23 protein-coding genes and 2 pseudogenes are annotated in these 24731 nt (G+C 44.5%); 13 read left to right on the top strand and 12 right to left on the bottom strand.

Features of this window, described 5'->3' with window-relative positions:
* Positions 1–12: 12 nt before the first annotated feature.
* The 7 genes from murD to AC5RDS_RS04140 form a co-directional block, all read right to left on the bottom strand.
* Positions 13–1362, bottom strand: a complete 1350-nt coding sequence (gene murD / locus AC5RDS_RS04170) for a UDP-N-acetylmuramoyl-L-alanine--D-glutamate ligase (protein ID WP_013611607.1) — start codon at positions 1360–1362, stop codon at positions 13–15.
* Positions 1363–1475: 113 nt separating this feature from the next.
* Complete coding sequence (gene mraY / locus AC5RDS_RS04165) at positions 1476–2726, bottom strand: phospho-N-acetylmuramoyl-pentapeptide-transferase (protein ID WP_022160735.1); 1251 nt, start codon at positions 2724–2726, stop codon at positions 1476–1478.
* A 19-nt stretch (positions 2727–2745) separates the two neighbouring features.
* Positions 2746–4209 carry a UDP-N-acetylmuramoyl-L-alanyl-D-glutamate--2,6-diaminopimelate ligase gene (locus tag AC5RDS_RS04160; RefSeq protein ID WP_118104311.1) on the bottom strand — a complete coding sequence of 488 codons (1464 nt, stop codon included), beginning with the start codon at positions 4207–4209 and terminating at the stop codon, positions 2746–2748.
* A gap of 35 nt (positions 4210–4244) precedes the next feature.
* Positions 4245–6350, bottom strand: a complete 2106-nt coding sequence (locus tag AC5RDS_RS04155) for a penicillin-binding protein (protein WP_494222217.1) — start codon at positions 6348–6350, stop codon at positions 4245–4247.
* 5 nt (positions 6351–6355) lie between these two features.
* Positions 6356–6736: an FtsL-like putative cell division protein gene (locus tag AC5RDS_RS04150; protein WP_118104315.1), complete on the bottom strand. Its 381-nt coding sequence runs from the start codon at positions 6734–6736 to the stop codon at positions 6356–6358.
* A gap of 18 nt (positions 6737–6754) precedes the next feature.
* Positions 6755–7663, bottom strand: coding sequence for a 16S rRNA (cytosine(1402)-N(4))-methyltransferase RsmH (gene rsmH / locus AC5RDS_RS04145; RefSeq protein WP_013611612.1), 909 nt, complete (start codon positions 7661–7663; stop codon positions 6755–6757).
* Between the two features lie 12 nt (positions 7664–7675).
* On the bottom strand, positions 7676–8122 hold the full coding sequence (locus tag AC5RDS_RS04140) for a division/cell wall cluster transcriptional repressor MraZ (protein WP_013611613.1): 447 nt from the start codon (positions 8120–8122) through the stop codon (positions 7676–7678).
* A gap of 679 nt (positions 8123–8801) precedes the next feature.
* On the opposite strand from AC5RDS_RS04140, the gene AC5RDS_RS04135 reads away from it, so the two are divergent.
* A complete protein-coding gene (locus AC5RDS_RS04135) occupies positions 8802–10022 on the top strand; it encodes a site-specific integrase (RefSeq protein WP_005868395.1) in 1221 nt (406 codons plus the stop codon).
* A gap of 285 nt (positions 10023–10307) precedes the next feature.
* On the opposite strand, the gene AC5RDS_RS04130 is transcribed toward AC5RDS_RS04135, so the two are convergent.
* From AC5RDS_RS04130 to AC5RDS_RS04120, 3 genes are read right to left on the bottom strand one after another with little or no spacing between them, the layout of a single operon-like run.
* Positions 10308–10601, bottom strand: a complete 294-nt coding sequence (locus AC5RDS_RS04130; protein WP_013611614.1) for a helix-turn-helix domain-containing protein — start codon at positions 10599–10601, stop codon at positions 10308–10310.
* A gap of 53 nt (positions 10602–10654) precedes the next feature.
* Entirely contained in the window at positions 10655–10948 is a 294-nt protein-coding gene (locus tag AC5RDS_RS04125; protein WP_008659881.1) for a DUF3876 domain-containing protein, read from the bottom strand.
* Complete coding sequence (locus AC5RDS_RS04120) at positions 10935–11249, bottom strand: helix-turn-helix domain-containing protein (protein ID WP_013611615.1); 315 nt, start codon at positions 11247–11249, stop codon at positions 10935–10937. The genes AC5RDS_RS04125 and AC5RDS_RS04120 overlap by 14 nt, the downstream gene beginning before the upstream one ends.
* 577 nt (positions 11250–11826) lie before the next feature.
* On the opposite strand from AC5RDS_RS04120, the gene AC5RDS_RS04115 reads away from it, so the two are divergent.
* The 12 genes from AC5RDS_RS04115 (at position 11827) to AC5RDS_RS04060 (ending at position 23961) form a co-directional block, all read left to right on the top strand.
* A complete protein-coding gene (locus AC5RDS_RS04115; RefSeq protein WP_002560569.1) occupies positions 11827–12453 on the top strand; it encodes a TetR/AcrR family transcriptional regulator in 627 nt (208 codons plus the stop codon).
* Positions 12454–13051: 598 nt separating this feature from the next.
* Positions 13052–13867 carry a zinc transporter ZupT gene (zupT, locus tag AC5RDS_RS04110; protein WP_005868405.1) on the top strand — a complete coding sequence of 272 codons (816 nt, stop codon included), beginning with the start codon at positions 13052–13054 and terminating at the stop codon, positions 13865–13867.
* 190 nt (positions 13868–14057) lie between these two features.
* Entirely contained in the window at positions 14058–14711 is a 654-nt protein-coding gene (locus AC5RDS_RS04105) for a class I SAM-dependent methyltransferase (RefSeq protein WP_005868409.1), read from the top strand.
* Positions 14708–14947, top strand: coding sequence for a DUF1858 domain-containing protein (locus tag AC5RDS_RS04100; protein WP_005868411.1), 240 nt, complete (start codon positions 14708–14710; stop codon positions 14945–14947). Before AC5RDS_RS04105 ends, AC5RDS_RS04100 begins: the two co-directional genes overlap by 4 nt.
* 48 nt (positions 14948–14995) lie before the next feature.
* Positions 14996–15271, top strand: a complete 276-nt coding sequence (locus tag AC5RDS_RS04095; protein WP_005868413.1) for a hypothetical protein — start codon at positions 14996–14998, stop codon at positions 15269–15271.
* Positions 15272–15300: 29 nt separating this feature from the next.
* Positions 15301–17640, top strand: coding sequence for a TonB-dependent receptor (locus AC5RDS_RS04090; protein ID WP_493591778.1), 2340 nt, complete (start codon positions 15301–15303; stop codon positions 17638–17640).
* Positions 17641–17688: 48 nt separating this feature from the next.
* A complete protein-coding gene (locus tag AC5RDS_RS04085) occupies positions 17689–18930 on the top strand; it encodes a DUF4374 domain-containing protein (RefSeq protein ID WP_013611617.1) in 1242 nt (413 codons plus the stop codon).
* Between the two features lie 158 nt (positions 18931–19088).
* Positions 19089–19652 carry a methyltransferase family protein gene (locus tag AC5RDS_RS04080; protein WP_013611618.1) on the top strand — a complete coding sequence of 188 codons (564 nt, stop codon included), beginning with the start codon at positions 19089–19091 and terminating at the stop codon, positions 19650–19652.
* Between the two features lie 7 nt (positions 19653–19659).
* On the top strand, positions 19660–21426 hold the full coding sequence (locus AC5RDS_RS04075) for an ABC transporter ATP-binding protein (RefSeq protein WP_005868421.1): 1767 nt from the start codon (positions 19660–19662) through the stop codon (positions 21424–21426).
* A 4-nt stretch (positions 21427–21430) separates the two neighbouring features.
* Positions 21431–23230, top strand: a complete 1800-nt coding sequence (locus AC5RDS_RS04070; protein WP_057327215.1) for an ABC transporter ATP-binding protein — start codon at positions 21431–21433, stop codon at positions 23228–23230.
* Positions 23231–23348: 118 nt separating this feature from the next.
* Positions 23349–23588 (top strand): hypothetical protein, encoded by a 240-nt coding sequence (locus AC5RDS_RS04065; protein ID WP_002560578.1) that lies wholly within the window; start codon positions 23349–23351, stop codon positions 23586–23588.
* Complete coding sequence (locus AC5RDS_RS04060) at positions 23578–23961, top strand: RteC domain-containing protein (protein WP_008778329.1); 384 nt, start codon at positions 23578–23580, stop codon at positions 23959–23961. Before AC5RDS_RS04065 ends, AC5RDS_RS04060 begins: the two co-directional genes overlap by 11 nt.
* Before the next feature lie 75 nt (positions 23962–24036).
* Here AC5RDS_RS04060 and AC5RDS_RS04055 read toward each other — a convergent pair.
* Positions 24037–24336: pseudogene (locus AC5RDS_RS04055) on the bottom strand (transposase); the annotation flags it as partial.
* Positions 24337–24352: 16 nt separating this feature from the next.
* Positions 24353–24731: pseudogene (locus AC5RDS_RS04050) on the bottom strand (DUF3945 domain-containing protein); the annotation flags it as partial.

Raw genomic sequence — 24731 nt, 5'->3', positions numbered from 1 at the left:
GTTCACAATTTCCTACAGCTCTTTTACGGCAGCTTTAAAAAGTTCGCCGCGGTTTTCGTAATTTTTAAACAGATCGAAGCTGGCACAACAGGGAGAAAGCAGAACCGTATCTCCTTCCACCGCATACTGCCGGGCAGCTGCCAGCGCATCTTTCAAACTATGTGTATCGACTACCTGACAAATTCCGGAAAAATTATCGATCAATTTCCGGTTATCCACGCCCATACAAATCAACACTTTGACTTTTTGACGTACCAGATCGAACAAGACACTGTAATCATTTCCTTTATCCGTACCTCCGGCAATCCAAATCACCGGAGTAGTCATACTATCCAAGGCATACCAGGCAGAATCGACATTGGTGGCTTTCGAGTCGTTGATATAAGTCACCCCCTCCACAACCCGTACGGTTTCGAGCCGATGTTCCACCTGCGGGAAGGTCCGCAATCCTTCAGCGATTTTTTCGTCCGAAACACCGACCTGCATACAAGCCAGAATCGCAGCCATCGCATTATAGACATTGTGTCTCCCCTGAATACTGATCTCCTGTTTGGCGATCCGGAACTGCCGGTTTTCCAACTGCACGACCACCTCTTCTCCTTCCATCCAGGCACCGCTTCGACATGTATTTTTCTCCCATATACTCCGGTCAGCATAAATAAATCCGGCCATCCGGGGTACAACTCTCACCTGCCGGAGTCTATGCCCTACCGCCTCGCTATCCAAACCGTAAATAAACAAATCCTGAGGACGCATATTATTCAGTATCCGGAACTTCGAATCGATATAATTTTCGAATTTATGGTCGTACCGATCCAAATGATCCGGGGTTATATTCGTCAGAACGGCAATATCCGCCCGGAAATCAAACATCCCGTCGAGCTGAAAACTCGAAAGCTCGACGACATACAGCGGATGTGCATCCTCTGCCACCTGTGCAGCCAGACTACGCCCCACATTTCCGGCTAATCCGGCATCGATCCCCGCTGTAGTCAAAATATGACAAGTCAGCAAGGTAGTCGTCGTTTTCCCATTGCTCCCGGTAATACACACCATTTTCGCCTCCGTATGCCTGCCGGCAAATTCGATTTCCGAAATCACCTCGATCCCCCTTTCGCGCAGAGCTACGACCATCGGCACCGTATCGGGAATCCCAGGACTCTTTACCACCAATTCAGCAGCAAAAATCCGATCCATCGAGTGCTGCCCTTCTTCAAACGCAATCCGGTGTGTAATCAATTCGTCCCGATAAGATTCAGCCAATTTTCCCTTATCCGACAAAAATACTTCATATCCTAAATGACGGCCCAACAAGGCTGCACCGACCCCACTTTCTCCCCCTCCTAAAACCACCAATTTCATAAACTTCAATTTTTATATTTATTTTCCTCCCTTTCTTTCCCCTCCTTCTATCCCATAACTTCCAGCCTTCAGCTTATCGCTTTTAGCCTTTTAGCCTTTCAGCCTTTTACTTTCTACCTTATCTTCAGCGTCACAATCGTCACCACCGCCAGAATAATACCTATAATCCAAAAGCGGGTAACAATCTTAGGTTCGGGTATACCTTTCTTTTGGAAATGATGATGTAGAGGTGCCATCAAAAAAATCCTTCTTCCTTCTCCGAATTTCCTTTTCGTATATTTAAAATAACTGACCTGCATCACGACAGACAGATTCTCCATCAGGAAAATCCCGCACAAAGCCGGTATCAATAATTCTTTATGAATGATAATAGCGAAAACGGCAATGATCCCTCCCAATGCCAGACTTCCGGTATCCCCCATAAACACCTGGGCCGGATAAGAGTTATACCACAAAAACCCGATCGTCGCTCCGATAAAGGCAGAACCGAATACCACCAATTCTCCGGAATGCGGAATGTACATGATATTCAGATAATCGGCATAGACCATATTCCCCGACACATAGGCCAGGATTCCCAGCGTCGCTCCGATAATCGCCGACGTTCCGGTAGCCAGACCATCCAGACCATCGGTCAGATTCGCCCCATTCGACACAGCTGTAATGATAAAAATAGTAACCAAAACAAACAACAGCCACCCCAGCTCGTCGGCATATTTTCCCGCAAAAGAAGTAAACCAGGCATAATCGAACTCGTTATCTTTAAAAAAAGGAATAGTTGTTTTTGTCGATTTGATATCTTTCGTACGGACCTGCTGGGTACCCTCGGCAGAAAATCCTTCATCCACCGTACTGGTCACCACACCGATTTCACTCACCGCAGCCCTCTCCCGGATGACGACCTCATCATTCATATAGAGGGTCAGTCCGACAATCAATCCGAGCCCTACTTGTCCGATCACTTTGAAACGGCCTTTCAACCCTTCCTTATGCTTCCGGAATACTTTGATATAGTCATCGGCGAAACCGATCAATCCCAACCATATTGTCGAAATAATCATCAGTTGGATATAGACATTATCCAAACGGGCGAACAAAAGTACCGGAATCAGGATAGCCAGTAAAATAATGATCCCCCCCATCGTCGGCGTTCCTTTCTTCTCCATCTGGCCCTGCAAACCCAAATCACGGATTTCCTCCCCGATCTGCTGTCTCTGCAGCATCCGGATCACTCTTTTCCCCACCACGGAGGCAATGATCAAGGACAAAATAATAGCACAGGCCGAGCGAAAAGTGATGTATTGAAACACCCCGGCTCCCGGAAAATCAAAACTCTCTAAATATTGAAATAAATGATACAACATTACGTTTAAAAGTTAGGAATTAGCGATTAGAGAGATCAAAAATCTCCCGGATAACTTCCTTATCGTCGAAGTGGTGTTTTACTCCTTTCACTTCCTGATAATTTTCATGTCCTTTACCGGCAACCAATATGATGTCTCCTTTTGAAGCCATACCAATCGCTTTCCGGATAGCCTCTTTCCGGTCGGTAATGGCTTCTACCCGGTACTGAAATCCTTCTTTCACTCCGGTCAGCATATCACGGATGATCTGTTCGGGATCTTCACTCCGCGGATTATCGGAAGTGAGGATGACATGATCACTATAACGGCAAGCTGCATCAGCCATCTCCGGACGTTTGGTCTTATCGCGGTCGCCTCCGGCTCCCACAACGGTAATCACCTGATTATCTCTGCCCTTCAATCCGCAAATCGTCGACAATACATTCTCTACAGCATCCGGAGTATGGGCATAATCGACCACCGCCATCACTCCTTCGGTCGAAATCAAAGTTTCGAAACGTCCGGACACCGGCACCAGCAAACTCACATATTCCAACACGTTCTCTTTCGGGAACCCCAACAAACGGGCAGCAGCATATACTGCTAACAGATTGTAAGCGTTGAAATCACCGGTAAACTTGGTCCACACTTCTTCCCCGTCAAGTCGGAGCAAGGTTCCGTCCAAATGTTTCTCGAGCACTTTAGCTGTAAAATCAGCCATCGTCCGGCAAGAATAGGTATATCGGTGTGCTCTGGTATTCTGCAACATCACCAGGCCATTTTTATCATCAGCATTGGTCAAAGCAAAAGCATGGGCCGGTAAACGGTCGAAAAAAGCTTTCTTCGCTTCGATATAAGCCTTGAATGTTTTATGATAATCCAGATGATCGTGTGTAATATTGGAAAAAATAGCCCCGTCGAAATCCAGACCGGCAATCCTTTTCTGATGGATCGCATGCGAACTGGCTTCCATAAAACAATACCGGCATCCGGCATCTACCATCCGCCGTAATAATTCCTGGATAGACAGCGCATCCGGAGTTGTATGTGTCGCCGGAATCTTTTCCTCTCCGATATAGTTACATACCGTCGACAACAGTCCGGCCTTTTCTCCAGTCAATCGAACCAGTTCGTACAACAAGGTTGCCGTCGTCGTCTTTCCGTTTGTCCCCGTCACCCCGACCAGTTTCAGTTCCCGGGAAGGATTATCCCAGTAATTCCCGGCCATTACTCCCAAAGCCTCGGAGGTATCTGCAGTCCATATATAAGTTACCTCTTCCGGTCTGTTTTCCGGCAATTGTTCACACACTACCGCAACAGCCCCGCGGGTCAACGCTTTGTCGATAAAAGCATGTCCGTCCGCATTGACTCCTCTCTGAGCGATAAATACATCTCCCGGTTCGATTTTGCGTGAATCGAAATGGATATGTCCGATCTCCCGGTCGGTATCCCCATATACTTTTCCGACATTTACTCCGTTTAATAATTCCTTTAATTTCTTCATCTCTTTGTGCAGCCCTGGCCGCGTTATTTAATCTCTTATCTTAGTTCAATCCGGATATAAGACCCTTTGGGAACTTCCGCCCCGGGTTGGAGCGATTGCCGCTGTACCATTCCGGCACCGGAAAAATCGACTTTCAAACCGGAATTTTCCAATACGTACAGTGCATCCCTCAAACCCATTCCCTTCACATTCGGCACCGATGAATAGGAAATCCGCCGGGGTTTGATCACGATATTTTCCCCTTCGTTGCTGGCCGTGACCACCCAATCGGCACCATCCGCATCCCTCACTCCGTCTATATCCATATCCAATTCATCGAAAATAGTCCTGAAATCTTCTTTCAGGCCATTTTTACATACCGGCAAAGTCTTATCCGCTTCATATTCGGGTTCTCCATATTGTACGTATGCCATAGAGTAAACCTTATCGGCAATTTCCCGGAAAACCGGAGCCGATACAGTCGTGGCATAATAACCGTTCGTCGGATTATCGATCACGACAATACAGGAATACAAAGGCCGTTCGGCAGGGAAATATCCCACGAAGCTCGCCCGGTAACGTCCACCTCCATATCCGCTCGACCCGCTTGCCAAACGGGCTGTACCCGTTTTACCGGCGATCCGGTATTTAGGCGTATAAATATTCCGGGCCGTACCGTTTTCGACGACTCCTTCCAACATATCTTTTACCTCGTTCAACGTCTTCCGGCTACAAATCCTTCCCCCGACTTCCTCCGGCTCGAAGGATTCCACTACCTCTCCCCGGTTCCGGATCTCTTTTACCAGGCGCGGACGCATCCGCTGACCGTCATTGGCTATGGCATTATAAAAAGCCAGAATCTGCAGAGGAGTAACTTTTAATTCATACCCGATACTCATCCAGGGCAAACTGATACCGCTCCAGCTTTTATCTTTGGGATATTTGATATAAGGCTCTATCTCTCCCGGCAGACAAATACCGGTTTTCTTATCCAACCCCATAGCATACCAGCGGTTTACAAATTTCTCCGGCCGGTCTTTATAATGATCATACACCAATTTCGCAATACCGTTCGACGATTTTTCCATTATCTGTTTTACCGTCACTTTCCCTAAACCATCATGCGATTCGGTCAGATAACGGTCATAAAATTTATATCTCCCTGAAGTACCCAGGTCGATCGTATCGTAAGGAGTGACACACCCGTCCTCCAGCAAGGCGATCATAGTCGCTGCTTTGATTACAGATCCCGGTTCACCGGCACCACTGATAGCAAAATTCTGGTTTTCGATATATACCCCGTCCTTTCTGGCCAGATTGGCGATTGCTTTGATATCCCCGGTTTTCACTTCCATCAGGATAGCCGTACCGTGTGTCGCCTCGCTTTTCTCCATCTGTTTTTTCAGGGCATGCTGCACGATATCCTGATAATCCACATCTATCGTGGTCACGACATCGTGTCCATCTACAGGTTCTTTACGGGTAATGATCATCCAGGTACCCGACATCATCCGCTTGATCCCCTGTCCGCATTCACCCTTCAACTGGTTTTCAAAAGTAGCTTCCAGTCCTACCCGTCCTTCCCTTTCCCCGGTCTCCGATTCGTTCAGATAACCGATCGTCCGACCGGCTAAATTCACATGGGGCTGTAATCTTTCGTCATTGACTATAGCCTGAAAACCACCTTTATTCTTTCCCAGACGGAAAATCGGGAATTGACGGATTTGTTTCAACTCCTTATGATTCACTTTACGTTTATTGATCAGCAAATAACGGTCGGGACGAGGTTTCCGATTGCGGGCACCCACCAGCTTATCTTTATAAAAAGCCTTACTTCCATCCTTAAAGAACCGGGATAAACACAAAGCCAGACTATCCACTTCAGCATCGAACACTTTCTTATTCACTGCAATAGGATCGAAACGGAGTTCATAAAAAGGAACCGAGGTCGCCAGAATCCGACCGTCGGCTGCCCAGATATCTCCCCGGTTGGGTTCTATTTTGACAGGCTGCACCGGCACATTTGCCGACGCCATCTTCCGCCACTTTTCCCCTTCCACAGTCATCACTGCACAAGCTTTAGCCAGAATCAGACAACCGAACAGTACGATAAACACATAAACAATTATGGTTCTCCACGTTATGTCATCCTTTATTGCCATTTCGATCACCGATACAATTTTACCGGAGGTTCTTTACTCTCCTCCAATGCTAATCCTTCATTTTTTATCCGTTTGATAATCTCCGATTGCTTGCGCATCAACATCAAATCCGCTGCTGCAGAAATCGACTCGAAACGCAGATCGGTTACTTCCTTTTCCAGAAGAACCCTCTCCCGATGCAGCTTTTCAGTAGAATATCCATTGGATATATACCAAATCCCTAAAAAAGTAGCAAAAAGTACAAACCGGATATTCTGCCGCAGTTTTTCTGCTAGCAGACTTCCCTCCAATACACTTTTCACCGAGGACGACGTTTTGACCTCCTCTTGCCTCTCCTCCTCCACCGGCACATCTTCCGTTATCTTTTTCCTACTAAAAACTCCCATCTCTTTCCTTATTATTTCTTAATCCTTCTTTCTCGCAATCCGAAGCTTTGCACTCCTGGCCCGCGGATTACGCACGATTTCCTCTTCCGAGGGAACGATCACTTTCCGGTTGACCAATTCAAAGTTATGGTGTACATGACCGAACACCAGATCCTTTTCCAATTTACCTTCCGCATTCCCGGCCTTCAAAAAATTCTTCACAATCCGATCTTCCAGAGAATGATAGGTAATAATCACCAATCTGCCCCCCGGCTTCAATACCTCCATCGCCTGTTGCATCATCTCCTCCAAAGCTTCCAGCTCCCCGTTCACTTCTATCCGTAAAGCCTGATAGACTTTTGCCAGATATTTTTTTTCTTTCAACTTCGGAATACAAGGCAAAATAATCTGATAAAACGCCTCGGAAGTTTTTATTTCCTGATTTGCCCGGGCTTTCACGATCAAATCCACCAACCTCCGGGCATTCTCCACCTCCCCGTAATTCCTGAAAATAGCGGTCAACTGTTCTGCATCGTAGGTATTCAGCACGGTAGCGGCTGTCAGCTTACTCCGTTGGTTCATCCTCATATCCAATTCCGCTTCGAACCGGAACGAAAATCCCCGGCCGGCTTCATCGAATTCATGAGAAGATACCCCCAAATCCGCCAGAATGCCATCCGCTTCTTCATACCCATAATAGCGCATAAAATTACGCAAATATCTGAAATTATGATTCACAAAAATAAAACGATCATCTTCCGGCACATTAGCCAAAGCATCCTCATCCTGATCGAACCCCAGCAAACATCCCTCTGCATCCAATCGTTTCAATATCTCCCCGGAATGTCCTCCCCCCCCGAAGGTCAGATCCAGATACACACCTCCCTGCCGGATATCCAATCCATCGACAGACTCTTTCAGCAAAACCGGTACATGATATTCGGACATATCTATCGTATATTAGTTTTTAAAAATTTCTTCCGCCATCATCCCTAACTCTTCTCCACTAATCGCCACCTCCTCATACACCCTGGCATCCCACACCTGTATCATCGAATCCTGCGCAGCCAACACCATTTCCTTATCGATTCCGATCTCATCCAGCATCTTCCGGGGTAGTAAAATCCGGCCATTGGTATCCATCTCTACCTCCTGCGTTCCCCGACAAAACTCCCTAAAAAAAGCCGCATGTTTAGGATCGAACAAATTCAGACGGGCACGTACCCCTGCAATCATATTTTCCCATTCCTGCAAAGGATACATATCGATGCACTTCCCGAAGACATTTTTCCGCAAAACAAAAAACGTCTGTTGCGAAGCCACCATCACTCTCCGGAAAGAGGCAGGCACCACAACCCGACATTTGCTATCAGCTTTACAGGTATAATCTCCGATAAATGAAGCCATCGTATTACCAATTAATTCTATAACAACTTATTACAAACATACACAGCTCCCGAAAACAAGAGGTGGATTTGTGATGTAAAGTTAGGAAATATTTCCCACTTTAAACCACTTTACCCCACTTTTTTATTAAAAATAACGCATTCCCAAGCAGGACAAGTATATGAACGACGAAGTACCCATATAATCCGCAAAACGAATTGTGCACAATTCGTTTTGCGGATTATAGTATTTGGCAACACCCGTACCCCGATTTTTAATCAGAGAACGGCTAAGCCTTTCGAAGGCTATGCTTTCCCTAAGGTTCCTCCATATATCAGCTACTATAAAATCAATTTAAACCTATATTAAAACCAATTTATCTAACTTTTAATATGGATTTAACGTGAATTTAACCTGAATTTAATCTGGATTTGAAGATACGAATCCCAGGCGGATCACTGAAAACAAAAGAAAAATCAAGCAAATCCTTGATAATCAGACATTAGCAGGGATTTCTTTTTTCTGGCAGATAGCAGAAAATAGCCGTTTCAAGCATATTGTTGGTGTGCAAATCGTGGTACATAAATCAGGCTGAAAAAAGTCCCACGATTTAGCTTCTTTCTCACTGATTCATAGCATTTTGCATGGTCGTACTTTGGAAGAGAATACATAGTTTTGTAACTCTAAAAACGATGTAAAAATGGCTAGAAAAACCTTCAATGTGCTATTCTTTATCAAGAAAGCCAGATTATTAAAGAATGGAGAAGCACCCGTGTGCATGAGAATTACTGTAAACGGCTGTATGGTAGATGTTTTAGTAAAAAGAAGCTGTCCTGTAAATCTATGGAATCAGGCAAAAGAAAACTCCAAAGGAAAAGATCGTATGTCGGTGGAACTGAACCACTACTTGGAAATCACACGCTCTCGCATACACCAAATTTATAGAGAACTGGAATCCACAGGTAAGACTATTACAGTCGATCTTATGAGAAAGCTATATTATGGGGTGGATGAAGATAGTAAAACGCTATTGCAAGTATTCAGAGAGCATAACGAACAAAGCCGTAAGCTAATCGGTAAGGACTTCGTTAGTAAGACCGTTCAACGGTATGAAACCACTACCCGATATTTAGAGGAATTCATAAAGAAAGAATATCAATTATCTGATATTGCCCTAAACAACTTGGAAGCCAACTTTATTTCTAAGTTCGATGCTTTTTTGAAAATTGAAAAAGGTTGTGCGCAGAATTCAGCTATCACCCGATTGAAGAACTTGAAGAAGATTATCCGTATTGCTTTGGAAAACGACTGGATAAAGAAAGATCCGTTTGCTTACTATCGCTTCAAACTGGAAGAAACCGATCCTGAGTTCCTGACGATGGACGAGATTAAAATTATTCTTGCAAAAGAATTCACGATTAAGCGAGTAGAACAGGTACGTGACGTTTTTATCTTTTGCATTTTTACTGGATTGGCGTTCAGCGATGTGAAAGATTTATCACCCGAACACTTGGTAAAAGACAACAAAGGGGAGCTTTGGATAAGAAAGAACCGCCAAAAGACAAAAATCATGTGCAACATTCCTGTGCTGCCTGTAGCAGCTTCTATACTTGATAAATATAAGGATGTGGCAGAGTGTACCGGAAAACTTTTACCTGTATTGTGTAATCAACGCATGAACAGTTATTTGAAAGAAATTGCCGATGTGTGCGGAATTCATAAAAATCTTAGCACTCATACGGCCAGACATAGCTATGCCACTTCCGTGTGCCTTGCAAATGGCGTAAGTATGGAAAATGTAGCCAAGATGTTAGGTCATGCAGATACCAGCGTGACGAAACACTACGCACGGGTACTGGATCAGAATATTCTAAAGGATATGCAGAAAGTGAATAGCTGCTTGTCGGAATTGGCTATATAAATAAGGCAGTAGCCAATATAGAAAAAAGGATTGGGAATAATGAACTTCATTTTCTCAACCCTTTTCTTTTAAAGTAAGTTTTCCAGAACCCAATATGAAGCATTGACAAAGGTAATTTCCGTATTTAGCCTGTTCAAGTCCAAGCCTTCGGTTTAGATAAAAATCTTCCTCTCATTGCATTTCGAGCGTATTTTTATCTAAAGACTTGCACAGACTAAATACTTCACTGGAAAAGTCAATGATTCAAATTAAATTCCGAAAAACAATGTTTTTGTGAGTGGCAGATTATTCTTTCCAACTTTCAAAATAATGCTTTTGGAGCAGTTTATCAATATCGCTCTGGCGATAGATGATTTTACCTTTTATCTGGATAAAGGGGATTAGCCCTGTATCTCGCCACTCTTGCAGGGTTCGCAAACTGACATTCAGTTTCTTGGAAACTTCATTATTAGAAAGAAAGCGTTCCCCGTTCAGGTGGGGCTTGTAATGCTTAACTATAGATTCAATACCGATCAGCATCGAATCAAGCGAAGAAATAAACTCTTTAATTTGCAGGGTATCTTTATTTATTAGTTCCATGACTGAAAGATTGTTTTATTGAAATATTGATTTCAAGATTGCTATATGGCTGATTAGTTGCGCAGATAGTCACCAAGTGATGAAATGCTAAGTACATCTTTTGCCGGATCATAATCTACATAGAGTCGTTTGGATGCACTGGTAATAAAATACTGGCTACCATCTTGCTGTATCTCATAAGTAGCGGGTGAAGCTTGTTTAGTGGTTTCCGATACATATATAATAGAAAGAAGGTACTCTTTATCGCTCCGATAAATGATTATCGTAGGATTCAGATTAATGCTTTCCCATGTGCCTACAATGGAAAACAGATTGAAGGACGGATAATCTTCTTTAGTTCTTTTCATAAGGCGTGGTTTGTTTGGGTGACTGATTTTGTGTTTCACTGTCCGCAATAATTCTTTCAATATCGGAAGACTTATAATAAATCTTGCTCCCTATTTGAGAATAAGCCAGTCGCCCACTACTTCGGTAATATTGCAGCGTTCGCTTGCTCAAGCCTAACAACAGGCACACTTCCTGACTATCCAGCCAGTTTTCTACTTTTTGAGTATGACTGCTGCACAAACTCTCTATCCGTTTGGCAAACTCCGTGAAGCTCTCGCAGACATACGAAAATGTTCTTTTTTCGATGGTTACTACTTCCATACATTTAATTTTTAATGGTTAATAAAACGTGTTGATTCTATTTTCATCGGCAAATGAAAGAAGAATCAAGAGCCGTTTTCTAAACTGTCCGAGAGTGGTATAAAAAGACTGTTTATGGCAAAATGACACATGAATAATTTATTAGTCATAATACTCTTGCGGCACAACTATCAAAATGAATCCGAGTTAATTAATGGCGACAAGCTAAATAGATAAAAGGTAGAATGACAGAAAAGAGAAGTTTTATATGATACATTTTTAGCATATTCGATTAATCATTACTAAAATGGGAATCATGAAAAGATTAAAGTAGTTTTTACACATGATTTATAACCTGCGTATTAATAATAGCCATGGAAAGAGGTCAGAATAAGAATAACAAGAGGATACGGTAGAGGCAATACACGTACTTATGACTATGGTTTGGCGTGAAGTGGCTCTGCTGATAGTTACATACCCTTTTTTGTATCCCTACAAATAGGGATTGTTTTATAGAAAACACCCATTTGTATGGATTGTTTTATTTTTGAAATACAACGTACTTTGTATTCTAATAACAGGAACTACGTTCTGACCTATGCAAACAACAAAAGAATATACACATAAATTATTGTTGGAAACAGCAAGGAGAGCCTTTTTCAAGAAGGGCTTTAAGGCTGTGTCTATGCGTGAAATATCCAAATTGTCGGGTATCGGTCTGAGCAACATCTACAATTATTATCCTTGTAAGGACGATTTGTTGGCTGACGTGTTGCATCCGCTTTTGGAGGCGATGAACAGTATGCTGGAAGATCATAATCGCCCGGAGGCCTTTTCTTTGGATGTCTTTACCTCCGAAGAATATCATCGCTCATCCATGAAGGAGGTAATGAACATCGTAAGACGGTATCGTGAAGAATTTAAGTTACTTTTTTCATCTATCCAAGACTCTCGTTTCAATGATTATTGGGAACAATGGATTAAAAGAAGTACAGTAATGGGTATAGAATATATGGAAGGTATGAAAAAGCTCTACCCTGATCTGCATACCGATATTTCTCTATTCTTTATGCACTTCACCTGCTCATGGTGGGTTAATATGATGAAAGAGGTGGTGCAACATGAAGAGCTTTCCAGTGAAGAAATTGAATGTTTTATTGGTGAGTATATCCGCTTTAGCACAGGAGGCTGGAAAAGGCTCATGAATGTAAAAATAGAAAGATGAAAACAAATAGAAACATCCACACATCCTCCTGCCTACAATGCAACCCTTGTGGAAGCGGTTGTACAATTGTGGACAATCGGATTTCTTTCGTATTCGATTCGGAAAAGAAGCACTTTAGCCATCTTCTGTTCGACCCGACACCCGTTGCTTGCATGGGCAGATGCGGCAGGTCTTGTCAAGCAGGATTTCGCTTGGTGCAGGAGGCTAAATACCGCACCACTTCGGTAGAACAACTAAAAACAATCAATATATGAGTATCACCAACATCATCTGTAACGGCGAAATAACGCTTGTGCAAGGAGTAAACGGACTTTTCCTCTGCGAGGAATCGTGGGTAACACAAAGCAGAAAATCCGCTCTGCCCAGAGAGGCTTTGAACAAAGAGACTATTAGAATTAAAAAAGAATGCATCGATATTGAACGTCCAGAGACTGATTTTCCAGACTTAACTTAGTAACAGATGTATGAAACATCCCATTTTTAATAATAATAATTCATCGTATCAAGCGAGTCGCCTGCAAAGAGCGACTCGCTTTGTTTTTGAACAAAATAGATTTTCGTTCTCTTTTGAAGTACTAACTCCCAATCTGTCATAGCCATGTCACAACAAGTATTTGTTCCATTTCTTCTGACACTGTTTGCCGGTATATCCACCGGCATAGGCAGTGCCATTGCTTTTTTCGCCAAACGCACCAACACGTCGTTTCTTTCTCTATCGCTGGGCTTTTCGGCGGGAGTCATGATTTATGTATCGTTTGTCGAACTGTTTACCTCTTCTGTGCAAACACTTGTGGAGATGCACGGCAAATCAGAAGGAACGTTTTATGCCACGCTCTCTTTCTTCGGGGGTATCGTGTTGATATTGCTCATCGACAAGCTAATTCCTCGCTACGAGAATCCGCATGAAATGCACCGGGTGGAAGAAATGAGTGAAAAAGCGAAAATACAATTAGACGTGAAGCCCAAATTGCTACGTGTTGGCATGGTAACAGCCTTGGTGCTGGCTATCCACAATTTCCCGGAGGGTATGGTTACGTTTCTTGCTGCCCTAAAGGATGTGAACATTGCCATACCCATTGCCATCGCCATTGCCATACACAACATACCGGAGGGTATTTCGGTATCCGTTCCTGTTTTTTACGCTACAGGCAACCGCAAGAAAGCCTTTTGGTTCTCGTTTTTGTCTGGATTGGCAGAGCCGGTGGGAGCCGTCATAGGCTATCTCGTGCTGGCTCCGTTCCTCGACGACAATGTGTTCGGCATCATCTTCGGCATGATTGCTGGCATCATGGTATTTATCTCGCTCGATGAGCTGTTACCCGCAGCTGAAGAATACGGTAAGCACCACCATGCCATCTACGGTTTGGTGGTAGGCATGGCGGTCATGGCACTAAGCCTGCTGATGCTGGGTTAGCAAGAAGAAGTAATATAGAAACAATAAATAAAAAGCAGAAAAAGATATGCATACATCTCACACTTACCACTGTCATGAGCACGATGCTCACAAAGAGCATACTCACGGGCGTATATTTTTTAGGTATCGCGCACAGCAAATAATAGACATATCATATTAGTAAGAAAAGACTTAAAAACAAAGAATAATTATGAGCATAATAAAAAACATCTTTCAAAACTTCCGCAAACCCAAGAATAGCTTTATGGGCAGGTGCATTGTGAAAATGATGAACCAAGGGCATAACCGGATTTCTCTTTGGTGCATTGACAACTTCGTAAAACTTTCCGGTGGCGAAACGGTGCTCGATATCGGTTGTGGCGGTGGGCAAAACGTAGCTAATTTCATCAAACGAACTCATGGATTAGTTTGCGGCATGGATTATTCACCCACGTGCGTGGACATTGCGAGTCGCAAGAACAAGGCGGCTATCAGTCAGGGACGAGCATCTATAGTAGAAGCGAATGTTTCAAACATTCCTTTTGACGATAACCGCTTCGATATTGTAACCGCTTTCGAAACTATCTACTTTTGGAATGATATAGTGGAAAACTTCAAGGAAGTATTGCGTGTATTGAAACCCGAAGGAAGGTTCTACATCTGCAACGAGGCATGCAGCGAGGAAGGCAATGAAAAGTGGGTGAGGAATATCGACCTGCGCATTTACTCACCCATAGAAATACAAAGAATGCTGGAACAAGCGGGATTTATAAATGTGACCTACGACATCTCGCCGGAGAGCCAATCGCAACGAATATGCGTGCAAGCGACAAAACAACCGATGATGAAACCAATAGACAGATGAGCATCAATAAATATACCCCGATACATCGGGTTCTGACTACCTATCCGCAGTTGATTCATCGACTGGTGAAACGAGACAGTCGTTATGTTTCTTTAATCAATCCTGTATCAACTTGTACGTTGGGGCATTGCACTACTATTGAGAGCATTGCCTTTACAGTAGGAGACGATATGGAGACTCTTCTCACATACCTCAAAGGAGAAATGGAACGAGAAGATATACAGTTCAAATATTGAAAATTACTACTAATAACTGCCCGAAAGGGCACAAAACAATATCGATTTATGCTTATACTTTATAACAAAGCAGCCCGCAAAAATCTTTCCAAGCCGAAGGAAGCTGCCAAATGGTATCCCGTGCTACGTTCTACGGGTATGTTGAAAGAACGTGAAGTGCCCAAACTCATTGCTGACAAAACGACACTCAACCCCAAAGAGGCGATCGCCAGAATAGAGTTTAAGGATGTTGAGGTACTTACACAAAAAGTAACCGAAGGAAACTCTTCAGGTACAACACCTATAGTCGTTTCCACGCCGGAAGCTCCCGATCCCAGCATTTAAGGAGAAACCAACAATCATATAAATAAACAATGAAACAGAAAGTACTATTTTCTCTATTGATACTGATGCTCATGAGCATCAGTGTATCCGCCCAAACAGGTGGGGGGCGGATTGCGGGCGTGGTCATCGACAACACTGACGAAGATCCACTGCCCGGAGCAACCCTCTTTATTGAGGAACTGAAAAAGGGCGATGTAACCAACAAATATGGCGAGTTCTCTTTTTCAGACATTCCTTTCGGTACTTATACATTCACCGTGAAGTTTATGGGCTATCAAACAGCAGTCCAAAAAGTAACCGTAAGTAAAGAGAATGTAAAGAAAACTATTATCCGCCTGAAAGCCGAAGTCAAATCGCTGGACGAAGTGGTGGTGATGGGCAAAAGTGAAGCCCGCAAGATTCGGGAGCAAGCCATGCCGGTAACGGTTTACAGTATGAGCCAGTTACAAGGTACAATAAATAGCGTAGAAGATATTCTGACTAAGACCGTAGGCGTAACCATTCGTTCGCAGGGAGCAGTAGGCAGTGCCTCGCGTATCTCTGTTCGCGGCTTGGAAGGCAAGCGTATTGGATTCTTTATAGACGAAGTACCGATGAACGATAATTCCGATTTCATCAACATCAACGATATACCCATCGACATGATTGACCGCATTGAAATATATAAAGGTGTGGTTCCAGCCAAGTTCGGTGGATCTGCCGTGGGGGGTGCTGTAAATATCGTGATTAAAGAGTATCCACCTCGTTACTTGGATGCTTCGTATTCGTTCGGTAGCTTCAATACACATAAAGCAAGTAGCGTCTTCAAGCGGAATCTGGTCAAACAAGGAATAGAGTTGGGGGCAGCGTTGTTATACACCCATTCTGATAATGACTATCGTATGGAATTGCCTCAGAACAAAGGTAAGTTCATAAAACGCGACCATGACAAATTCAACCAATCGGGGGGAGGGATATCGATGAAAGCCCGTAAATGGTGGTTCGATCAGATGGAGTTTGAACTTGAATTTATCCGAAACAGCAAGCAGATACAAGGCGTGGTAGAGAACATACGCTCTGCCGAAAGTAGTGCCGGAGCTTACAACTTCGCCATTGATTTACAGAAAGACAATTTCCTACTCAATGGACTTGACTTCAGTAGCGGCACGGGCTATGCCTATTCTCAATACAACTTTGTGGATACAGCTAGGCTTCGCTACGACTGGGATATGAATCCTTATCCGCCTGTTTCGGCTTACGGAGGAGAAATAGGAGTTTTACCCTCTGACATGAAAATGCGTAAGCATACCGTGGGAAATAAGACCAATCTCAATTACATCATCAATGACCGGCACTCCATCAACCTCAACTCATTATTCAAATGGGCATTGGGGAAGCCCTCCGATCCGTTGTTGGATAAAGCGGTGGGGCGACAGATAAACTTCGACTCACACATGACGAGCTGGGTATTAGGTTTGGGTTACGACTATAAATCCCCCAATGACAAATTCCTCAACTCGCTGACGGGTAAGTATTATTACTATTCCATGAATACGAAAATAGGAGATGTTTGGAATTCCGTACCCAAAGAAGTGGATATGCAGCAGCACGATTGGGGTGTAAGTGAAGCCTTGCGCTACCGCTTCACCAAAGAGTTGTTGGGGAAAGCCTCCGTAAGCTATGATGTACGACTACCGACAGATGCCGAACTCATTGGCGACGGCTTCCTTATTGCTCCTTCGGGCGACTTGAAACCCGAAAGAGGAACTAACGCTAACATCGGATTGATGTACGATAAAAAGATTGGTTCCGGATTGTTGCAGGTGGAGGTAAACGGATTCTTCTCTTACCTGCAAGATATGATACGCTATACGCGCAACTTCGTGCAGGGCAGATACACTAATTTCGGTGAGATGCGTACCTTCGGTGTAGAGGCAGAAGTCAAAGCAGATGTTACACGCTGGCTTTACGGATATGTAAATGCCACGTTTCAAGACCTTCGCGATACACGTAAGTACGAACCAACGAGTAACGTTCTCAATCCGTCGAAGGGATTGCGTATGCCTAATATTCCCTATTTCTTAGCAAATGCGGGGGTAGAGTTTCACAAAGAGAATCTCTTCGGAGGGAAAGGTCAGAATGTAAGACTATTTACCGATGCTTCATTCGTAGAAGAGTATTTCTTCGATTTCGAAGTAAGTCAATATCAAGAGAAACGCATTCCGCGCTCTTTCAAGCTCGACTTGGGATTAGAATACTCCATCATGAACGGTGGGCTTACCTTCTCGGCAAAAGCATCCAACCTTACGAATGCCCGCCTGTTCAGCGAGTTTAATTACCCGCTTCCCGGCAGAGCCTTTACCGCACGTATCAGGTACGTGCTGAAATAAAGCTAATCACAATTCAATATATTATTCAACAATAAAATAAAAAGTAAAATGAAAAAGAGAATCAACGGAGTATTACTCCTCCTAATGAGTATCACTATGCTGTTTTCAGCTTGTAGCAAAGACCCGGAAACGAAACCAATCACGACCGATCCGGAAGTAAAAGTTGGCGATATACTTGTTTACACCATGCTTATGAATCCCGGTGGACAGACCGGGTCAGGTTGGATGCAGTTAGCAGATGGAGTGTCTCCCAAGAAACTGACAAACAAAAATGCCGTGCAAGTCGGTTACGGAATGATGCCAGTGTGCAACGGTAATGATGTGTACACTTTTCCTGCGTTCGGAGCACAAGGTGATGAAAATGTAGTAACAAAATGGGGGCGTTCGGGAACTAAACTCACCAAAACGGCAACCATGCCTATTCCCCTTAATTCTGTTCCAAGACACATCTCTTTTGTTAATGCAACAAAAGCCTATCTGATATCACTTATCGGCAAGTTATTTATATTCAACCCTCAAACGATGGAACTAACTGGTGAGATTGATCTGTCCTCTTACGCTGCACCGGGATTGGCCGTACCGATGTTTGGATCTCCGTTTGTGCATAATGGACGTTTGTATGTAACACTGAATCAGACAGACATGACATTCCAACCGGCTACCGAACCTCAGATAGAACTCGCGGTAATCAACACTCAAACGGACAAGGTGGAGCGTGTCATCTATGAAAAGGCGAGTGGTATCGGTATCGGGGCTTATACCTATGGGCAACAAACCTTTATCGATGAAAAAGGCGATATGTATCTGATGTGCACGGGCGCATACGGCATGAATCCTAAGTACAAGACCGGTATCTTGCGCATCAAGAAAGGCGAAACCGAATTTGACCCTACCTATAATTGGGTGTTGAACGATCAAACAATCGAAGGCGAATCGGGCAAAACCGTTTGGCTGCTTCAATCACAATACGCCGGCAACGGAAAAATGTATGCCACGATGGATATTCCTTCTTATTGGGCAAACCCAACATCTCCCAACTGGTTCACGGATAAATCGCTCATCAGTGTAGAGATGGATATTTACAATAAAACGGTAAAAAAACTTCCGATACCGATGACGTCAAGCTTTGGAGGAGCAGTGGAGAAATACAAGAATCTTATCGTGTTTGCTATTAATGGCAGAAATGATGTGGGCTTTTATACGCATAATCCTGCAACCGGCGAAACAAGCTCGGATGCCGTAGTAAAGGTAGATGGAGCTCCTGCATATTTCCATTGGTTTGAAAACTAAGTAATAATCAATCACTCAGAAGAGGCAAAGGTGAGAGTTGAATTATCGGCCTTTCCTTTGCTCTCATTTTTTAGCCCAAACATTTATTAATCTTGTTTCTCCATTCAGAAATGGCTATTCAAGGGTTTCAATATCACACACAATAAATAAAATTTCGTATGCCAATAAACGATTTCATTCAATTTCACTTCGGTTGGCTCAATGCATGGATACCTTCGTTTGCATTGGTGCTGATACAACTTTTGTATATGATTCTTTACCGAGAAGGTGGCAAACGTGCCGTAGATACATCTTGGTATACCTCTAAGGACAAGCGGTACGCCACTTTAAGCTTTGTGTTTCAGGGAACATTGCTTTTGGTGTCGCTCTTTGTCCCTCTCCGCATAGGTACACCGCTATTCACGGTGGGGTGCGTCTTGTTTGCCTTTGCACTTGTCGGATTTATGGCAGCCTTTCATGCTTATGCCTCTACGCCTAAAGGAGAAACTGTCGTACGAGGCGTTTACCGCCTGTCGCGCAATCCGATGTACTTCTTCTATGAAGTGGGAGCATTGGCGGTTTGCATTGCCTCGGCATCGTTGTGGTTGCTGCTTGCCACAATTCCTTTGATCCTCGTCACGCATGGCGTTATCTTGGGTGAAGAGCGATACTGCATGACCACTTATGGGGAAGACTATGCGCGGTACAAAGCGAGAACTCCCAGATACTTCTTACTCAAATAGCAACCTTATGAACAATCTCTCTCAAATACTCAATTCCGCCACGATGGGGCAGCCCCGTCGCTTGCGTCCGCTGATAGGCTGGACGGTTGCGGAGTACTTTTTTCGTGGCGCACCGTATGGGGCAATGCTGCTCGTGGTGTGGGAGGTATTCAAACCTCTGCAAAATCCCGGCACACCGCTCAACCTCGTGAACATAGGTTGGGCGTGCCTAATGCTTCTAATTTCTCTCGTTTGCCTTTGGCTCATTAGCAAAAAGGCATACCTTGTAGCCTATAAAGACGGCTACGACATTTGTTGCGATGGTCGTTTGGAAGTGGTCAATCACCTGCGCCAACTGCCGATGAGTTTCTTCAATAGTCGTGATCCCGGCGACATCGGGGCATACATTGTCAGCGACTATAACAACGTGGAGATGCTCACTACTCACCTTATCGGTCAGTTCTTTGGCGGGCTGGCGATGCCCATCGTCGCTTTGGTTTCGCTCTCATTCTTCAACTGGCAATTAGCTTTGGCGGCAGCAGCTGTCATTCCATTGGCATACCCCATGATGTGGCTCACCAATCACTTTGTGGCAACCTTGGGCAAGAGGCATCAAAAAATAAAGACCAATGCCGCTTCGCGCATGATCGAGTATATACAAGGTATCCGCCTGATTAAGGCTTTCAACCTGAGCGGCAATAAGTTTGAACGCTTGGAACGAGCTTTCCGTGATCTAAAGCGGGAGAGCATCCGTTTGGAAGCGGCTCCCGCACCCAGCATCACGCTGGCTTCCACTCTGCTCAATGGCGGCCTGGTTCTTATTATGCTACTTGGCTTCTCGATGTTGTTAAATGCCAAAGTCTCCATGCCCGTTTACATCATGTTCCTGCTGGCAGGATCGGCTATCTATGCCCCACTCATCAACGCCTTGACCTTTATCGCCCTCATCAACTACATGAAGCTGGGAGCCGAACGCATTGATGCTCTTTGCAAAACGCCCGTACTTCCGGAGGGTATAATAGAAGATGTTGTCAACTCAGAGATAGAGTTCCGTCACGTCAGCTTCAGCTATAATGCCGATATTCCCGTACTTCGGGATGTATCGCTTACCATTCCCGAAAAGGAACTGACCGCTTTTGTGGGACCATCGGGTTCGGGCAAAACGACATTGACACGACTCATTGCCCGTTTCTGGGATGTAAGCGAGGGGGAAATCCTATTTGGCGGACGAAACATCAAAGACTACACCGTGCATACACTGATGCAACAAGTTTCCATCGTCTTTCAGGATGTGTATCTCTTCAACGATACCATTTATAACAACATCCGCGTGGGACGTGAGACAGCTACCCGCGAAGAGATAGAAGTTGCCGCACGCAAGGCGCAATGCCACAACTTCATCACCGCTATGCCTGATGGCTACGAAACGATGGTGGGTGAAGGAGGTAGCACACTATCCGGTGGAGAGAAACAGCGTATCTCTATTGCCCGTGCCATTTTGAAAGATGCGCCCATCGTGTTGCTTGACGAGGCAACCGCTTCGCTCGATCCCGAAAACGAGGTTCACATCCAAGATGCTATCAACGACTTGGTGAAAGAAAAGACTGTAGTCATCATCGCTCATCGCTTGGGCACGGTGATAGGTGCCAATAATATTGTAGTGATAGACCAAGGACGGGTGGTGCAGCAAGGCAAGCATCAAGCTCTTTTGGCAGAGGAAGGACTGTATCGCAATCTTTGGGAGGAACAACAACGGGTAAAAGGATGGAAGTTCAAACAATCGAATAAACAGTAAGGCTATGGATACAAATAAACGCAAGACCGGGCTGGCACGGTTGATAGAAATAGCCGGCACTAAACGTCGGCTGCTCATCGGGGCGATGTTGTTGGCAGTTATCACCGCCATCGTGCAGTTTGTGCCGATCATAGCGGTGTACAATATTCTCATCGAGTTGGCAGAGCATGCGCTTGATCCCTCATTGATTGACAAGGCATACATCTGGCTGTGGAGCTATATCGCCTTGGGAGCTTTCTTCGCTTTCGGAGTGCTCACGTTTGCTTCCCTCATGCTCTCGCACATTGCCGCTTTCAACATTCTGTATGAAATACGAATGCAGCTAGTACAAAAAATGGTTCGTTTGCCCTTGGGGTTCTTTTCCCGCCGGGCTTCGGGAGAACTGAAGAAAATAATGAGCGACGACGTGGAGCGCATCGAACTGTTTATTGCCCACCATATCCCTGACATCGTAACTGCCCTACTTTTTCCGCTGATTCTCGTCAGCTATATGTTTGCCGTAGACTGGCGGTTGGCTATCGTAGTATTGGCTGTGCTGGCGATGGCATTCTATGTGATGGGAAGAATGTACACCGGCAAAAAAATCCGGGAGGTTTCCAAACGGTATGTGGAGACCTTAGGCAGAATGAATGCTAGTATTGTGGAATATATTCGCGGTATTCAGGTGGTGAAGACCTTCACCGAATCGACTAATGCCTATCGCAAACTCAATGACGACATCAAGGAGTACCGCAAATTTGCCAACGAGGTAAACGTACAATACCAACCCACATATGTAGGTTTCCTTACCATACTCTCTTCGGCACTGCTCTTCATCATTCCCGTGGCAGTGTGGCTGCTTGTGGGGAGTGCCTCGTATGCCACTTTCGTGCCGGTGCTACTCATGTTCCTGTTTTTCGGCGTGGCTGTTTTCTTTCCCGTGCTTAAACTCTTGTGGATAGGCAGCTTTCTGAATCAGAACAACATGGGTGTACAGAAGATTGATGACATTCTCTATATGGACGAAATCGAAGAGCCTGACATTCCCCGACACCCCAAAGACGCTTCAGTGGAATTTCGCAACGTCTCTTTTGCCTACGACACCACGCCGATACTCAAAGCGATATCTTTCATCTCCCATCCCGGTACGATAACTGCATTAGTCGGTCCTTCGGGAGCCGGTAAAAGTACCGTTGCTATGCTTGCCGCCCGCTTTTGGGACGTTCAAAGCGGAGAAATCTTAATAGGAGGAGTGCCAGTCAAAGAGATTCCCACTTCGGTGTTGATGGACAACGTCGCTTTTGTCTTTCAGGATAATATGCTCTTCTTCGATACCATCGAGGAGAATATCCGTATGGGTAACAAGACTGCAACCTTTGAGGAAGTGGCACGGGCTGCCTGTGCCGCTCAATGCCATGAGTTTATAGAATCCTTGCCCAATGGTTATCAGACATTGGTAGGCGAAGGAGGCATCTACCTCTCTGGTGGTGAAGCACAACGCATAGCCTTGGCTCGCGCCATATTAAAAGACTCCCCTATTATCTTGCTGGACGAAGCCACCGCCTTTGCCGACCCCGAAAACGAAGGTAAGATTCTGGCAGCATTCTCTCATCTCATCAAAGGAAAGACGGTATTGGTCATCGCTCACCGATTGTCTACAATCACCAATGCCGACCGAATTCTGTATGTAGATAAGGGTGTGATAGCCGAGCAGGGAACACATGAGCAGCTACTTGCTCTTAAAGGAGAATACGCTCGTATGTGGGAAACCTACAACCGAGCAAAGAGGTGGACGATTGGTGGAAAAAATAACCGTAAATTATAAATACAACAAAATATAACCGGTATGAAAAAACTCATTCAAACCGCTGGCTACGGGAGAATTGTATCAACGCAATCCTCAGCAAAGCAACGCAATTTATCAATATGTAAATGTATTAATTATGAAAGACTTATCAGATTTGAGATTTTTCCGACTATTATCGGAACACTCACAGAAAGAGTTTGCCGTAAATGATTTTACGGCCGCATTGCAAGAACTTGCCAATCACTTAGTAAGTATTGCTATAAAGGAACAGGACTACGCTGTATTATTACGTTACTTCTCTTTTGGACTAAACAGGCTCAAGTCGTATCGAGTACAATTTGAGCAGGGGGAAAAACGCCTTGTCATTGCTTATTGATGAAGCGATAGGACTTGTAAATACGGAAATCCGCATACTCAATATGCAAATTAAATATCCGGTTCAATTCCAAAACCGGAAGAATAAACTTCCACTCTCGCCGCTCTACCTTACAGACGAAACCTATCTTATTGAGATTATGGAGATAGTTAGTGGATTGTTCCTATCTAAAAGAGTGGTAACGCGCAGTGGTACAGAAGCACCACTTACAGAAATCGGAAGAGCCTTTGAATACCTTTTCAATATTAAATTGGGCGATGTGCATAAGAAGCATGAAAGTGTCGTTAGTCGTAAACCATCAAAAATAACCGAATTTTTAGATACGCTTCGTAAAGCCATTAATGAAGAAAGCAAAAAGAAAGGCTATCTATAAATCAACTATTTAACAACTATTTATGGGGCTGTCCAAAAAAGTGAAGTGCACCCTAAAAGTTGGACAGGTTAAACATTATCCAGTTATAGAAAGAGTTCGGTATTGTACCGGACTCTTTCCATTTAACCGGGATTTGATTCTTTTATTGTTGTAATAATCAATATATTCATTCAAAGCCTTTATAAAGGCTTCCGGCGACTCAAATTTCTCGGCATAAAGCAATTCGGATTTCATTATGCCGAAGAAGTTTTCAGCCATGGCATTGTCAAGACAATTGCCTTTTCGGGACATACTTTGGATTATATTGTAATCCTCAAGACGCTGTCTGTATCCGAAGTGTTGATATTGCCATCCTTGATCAGAATGTATTATAAGCCCGTCAAGATTATCGGCGTCCTTCGCGCAGCTCTTTCTGCTCCTCGGAAGTGATTTTCACGCCGCCTATCTCGTTCGGGATGTAGATTTCCCGCGCGCCTTCAGGGGAGTCGGGGTTGTAGCGGGTGTAGGACGGGCGGCCCGTCGCCTCGTCGAGCTTCACGTAGGAGGAGAACAGTTCCCCGTCCTTGCGCTTCATGCCCTCCACGAAGATGGCCTTGCCCGCATTGAGGCCTTCCACCTGCTTCTTGGTCAGTTCCACGCCTCCCAGGTACTGCCGGTTGAAGAGCTTGTCGTTCTCGAAGATGAACTCCACGCTCCTGCGCTTGGCATTGACCTGAATGTGGGCGTCGAACGGGTTGCCCGATCTGGCCGTCATTCCTTCGATGAATATC

It is taken from the genome of Odoribacter sp., from assembly GCF_985060555.1.
This window is presented reverse-complemented; position numbering and strand designations above follow the sequence as displayed.